The sequence below is a fragment of the Microcoleus sp. AT3-A2 genome (genome assembly GCF_036705685.1).
Classification (GTDB): Bacteria; Cyanobacteriota; Cyanobacteriia; order Cyanobacteriales; family Microcoleaceae; genus Microcoleus.
This window is the reverse complement of sequence record NZ_JAUBVF010000130.1, coordinates 1-3,472: the sequence shown is the minus strand read 5'-3', so window position 1 is coordinate 3,472 and position 3,472 is coordinate 1. Positions and strand designations below refer to the sequence as shown.

The 3,472-nt window shown below is 41.0% G+C and carries 3 protein-coding genes and 2 pseudogenes; 3 read left to right on the top strand and 2 right to left on the bottom strand.

From position 1 onward, the window contains the following. Positions 1-396, bottom strand: a 396-nt coding sequence (locus QUB37_RS29330; RefSeq protein WP_333168717.1) for a DUF4347 domain-containing protein, incomplete at its 3' end; no start/stop codon positions are given. Between the two features lie 240 nt (positions 397-636). Between QUB37_RS29330 and QUB37_RS29325 the strand changes: the two are divergent. Continuing rightward, positions 637-1,717 (top strand): annotated as a pseudogene (locus QUB37_RS29325) (ISKra4 family transposase). Positions 1,718-2,220: 503 nt separating this feature from the next. On the opposite strand, the pseudogene QUB37_RS29320 reads toward QUB37_RS29325, so the two are convergent. After that, a pseudogene (locus QUB37_RS29320) lies at positions 2,221-2,476 on the bottom strand (IS66 family transposase); the annotation flags it as partial. A gap of 118 nt (positions 2,477-2,594) precedes the next feature. On the opposite strand from QUB37_RS29320, the gene QUB37_RS29315 reads away from it, so the two are divergent. Both QUB37_RS29315 and QUB37_RS29310 read left to right on the top strand, forming a co-directional pair. Continuing rightward, positions 2,595-2,795, top strand: coding sequence for a hypothetical protein (locus tag QUB37_RS29315; protein ID WP_333168715.1), 201 nt, complete (start codon positions 2,595-2,597; stop codon positions 2,793-2,795). 171 nt (positions 2,796-2,966) lie between these two features. Continuing rightward, a complete protein-coding gene (locus QUB37_RS29310) occupies positions 2,967-3,167 on the top strand; it encodes a hypothetical protein (RefSeq protein WP_333168715.1) in 201 nt (66 codons plus the stop codon). The last annotated feature ends 305 nt before the right edge of the window (positions 3,168-3,472 follow it).

Genomic DNA, 3,472 nt, shown 5'->3' with positions numbered 1-3,472 from the left:
ATCGCTTCCCGAACCCGCAGCCACATCGCAACCATAAAGCACAATATCTGCTTTGTCGCTTAGGGCATTTCGCCACCTTTGCAACTGGCTTTCATATTGCGGCAAATTATCCGCATTTAACGTTGCAGAACCTAGCTGCAAGCTGCCAGAATTGCCGTGAGAAAAAATGTGAACCGAGTCTATCACCCCGTTAGTAGAGGCGTACTTTTCCATCTCCGAGGTGATTTGTTCGATGCCGTTTTTGGTGCGATCGAGTATTACTACCTGCTGTCCCGGCAGCACTCCCGCTGTAATTGACTCGTAATCTTCCACGCCGGATTCAATGAAGACTAAGGAGCGAAGTGGCCGTTTCTCAAAAGAAGATTGTGAGTTAACTTGAGCGAATGTAGAACTCATATTGGAGACTCCATTAAGGGCATTATTGGTAGATACACCCCGGAGTTATCTCATCAAACTTATTTGATAACTATGCGATTTTGGCAATTGACTTTTGTATGAATCGAGGTAATCTGAACTGAGGATAACAGAGCCTAATTGTAGTGGGAGCATAACACTTATGCGATGAGTAAAAATACTCAGAAGTACCATGCCCCTCATTAGTCCATAATTAAATATGTTTACCACTCTCGAAAAATTATGAATCCAGAGAAACAAAGAAAGCTGCAAGAATATACCAGAGCAATTGCGGAGATTTTATATACAGAAGCTGAATCTGAACAACAGTTCACGCTCGAAAGTATAGAAAAAACTATTCAGACACAGCTTCAGCAGTACGTCAGTCCCGAAATTGCTGCTTTTTTTTTAAGCAATCAACAGGAACAACTGCCGGTAGAACCAGAAAACTTACCAGTACATTAGGAATACTCAAAATCAGTGAGAAACAAGCTAAACTACTCGGAGTTAAGCCCTGCACAAGAATTAGTCCACATTTGGAACAATGTTGTCTGAGATTGAGTGCCAATATGTCATACGAGCAAACGGCAGTAGATTTAGAATACATCACCGGTGTCCAAACCAATGCCATGTCACAGCAGAGATTAGTCCATCGGCAACAGTTTCTGTTGCCTCCTGTAACAGCACTAATTGAAGAATTATCGGTAGATGGAGGAAAAGTTAGATTAAGAACTGCACTCTTGTCTAGAATGCATCTATAAAGACTATAAAGCAATCCAGACTAACAGTGGGTTGCTCGCGGGTTATCAAGATAATATTGGGCTGCTCAATTGGGTCAACAGTCAACCCATCGCGTCAATTGTTACCTGTCGCTTGAGATGGACATGATGGAATTTGGAATATTATCGCTTTAGTCGCTCCAAATCGACAACGCCGAGAAATCCTTGACTGGTATCATCTGATTGAAAATCTGAATAAGGTTGGCGGTTCACAACGAAGAATCAATCAAGCCCAAGCTTATTTATGGATGGGACAGGTAGAAAAAGCGAAACAACTTTTTGCAAATCTGACAAAAAAAGCCGCACAGAATTTCTGCGTATATCTCAACAAACACCGAACACGTATCGTTAATTACCACTATTATCAGTCAAATAAGATTTGTTCGATTGGCTCGGGTGCTGTGGAATCAGCAATCAAACAAATTGGTCGTCGTATCAAAATTTCTGGCGCACAATGGAATGAGCAAAATGTCCCGCAAGTCTTGGCTCATCGAGTAGCTTACTTAAATGGAATGATTGGTGTCAATCTCAAAGCAGCAGCTTAAATTATCATCAGTATTTATACTGAGTGCATAACTGTTATGCTCCCAATTGTAGTTAGCCTGAGTTGTCGTCAGAAGTTATGCGAACTTTGTCAGTCTCTCTAAGAATAGAGGCCGATTTTGGAAGTGCCGAGGTAATTTTACTGATGCAGTCAGATTCCCCAGTCAAAATTATGGAGACAAAATATCCACCTTCATTGATGCTGGGACCCTTGAATACAAAGCTTTTGGATGGGGAATTTGTATTCCGAGGCGCGAGTCGTTTCCCTTAAAGAAGTCAACATATTACATCCTCCAAAAGTGTGTTTACCGGTAGATACAGCCTTGGAGTCAAAGCTTCTGAAACTGCCAGCGACCTTGTTTATTTTCCCCATTCTTGTTTAACCTATCTATTAGTTTCCCCTATTTCTGCAGCACTGCCATCCGCAATCGCACGGAATTTATATCTGCGTGTTCTCCCTTACTTCCGGCAAAGGCGCAATTACCGATCGATCCGATGTAAGGATTCAGGTCTTTGATTGGGGAATAAGAGAAGGCATGAAAAAGTTACAAGAATGGGCAGATATAGCATCACGGAAAAAAGCCATTGCGCTTTTACCCTGAAACCGACAAGTTTGAATCACAGATAACAAATCAGCAGTTTGTTCAAACCGAGACATTGACCGGGGACCCCCAGATACCTTACGCTTCATCACGGCGTTCTCGGAGAGAACGTTATGCCAAATTATTATCAGGAGGAATGGAAGGATGGTCCAAAAAGTAGGGAGCGTGTCACTTTTGCGATAAGCATAAATACTCAAGAAAAGTAAAATAGTGGGTTTGAGCCTTTGTTGAGCAAAATAGGCGAGAATAATAGTGTCTTATTAATGGCAACTGAACCATGACCCCAGAACAGCAACAGGCGATTCAAACACATGTAGAAGCTATTTCTGCAATCCTGTATGCGGATTGTGAACCTGAATCGTTAAAGACATTAGAAGATATCGAGCTAGCAGTAAAAGAAAGAGTATTAACTCATGTAACACCACAGATCGGATTTTTTTTATCTACTCAGCTAGCGGGACAAAAGCAGGAAGGGTAAAGAAATTAAAAAGTACATTAGGTGATTTAAGTATCACCGAGAAGCAAGCGGAGGGGAGCGTGTCACTTTTGCGATAAGCATAAATACTCAAGAAAAGTAAAATAGTGGGTTTGAGCCTTTGTTGAGCAAAATAGGCGAGAATAATAGTGTCTTATTAATGGCAACTGAACCATGACCCCAGAACAGCAACAGGCGATTCAAACACATGTAGAAGCTATTTCTGCAATCCTGTATGCGGATTGTGAACCTGAATCGTTAAAGACATTAGAAGATATCGAGCTAGCAGTAAAAGAAAGAGTATTAACTCATGTAACACCACAGATCGGATTTTTTTTATCTACTCAGCTAGCGGGACAAAAGCAGGAAGGGTAAAGAAATTAAAAAATACATTAGGTGATTTAAGTATCACCGAGAAGCAAGCGGAGCTACTAGGGTGTGGTACGGGAAGCAGATTAAGTCCGCATTTAGAAAACTGCTGTTTAAGACTGAGTGCTAATGCTGCTTATGAAAGTGCATCAAAAGATATTAAATACATAACGGGAGTTACTGTACCATCGAAAACACAACAAAGATTAGTACATTATCAAAAATTTAATAAACCACTAGTACAGCTCGGCGTAAGTACACAGACTATATTTATGGTAGAATAACATAGTTAGCTGAGACCCGTTTAGGTG

What these genes read in the sequence shown, in the direction of transcription:
- QUB37_RS29315 (WP_333168715.1), top strand. Translation starts at nt 2,595, where the DNA reads ATGACCCCAGAACAGCAACAGGCGATTCAAACACATGTAGAAGCTATT.
- QUB37_RS29310 (WP_333168715.1), top strand. Translation starts at nt 2,967, where the DNA reads ATGACCCCAGAACAGCAACAGGCGATTCAAACACATGTAGAAGCTATT.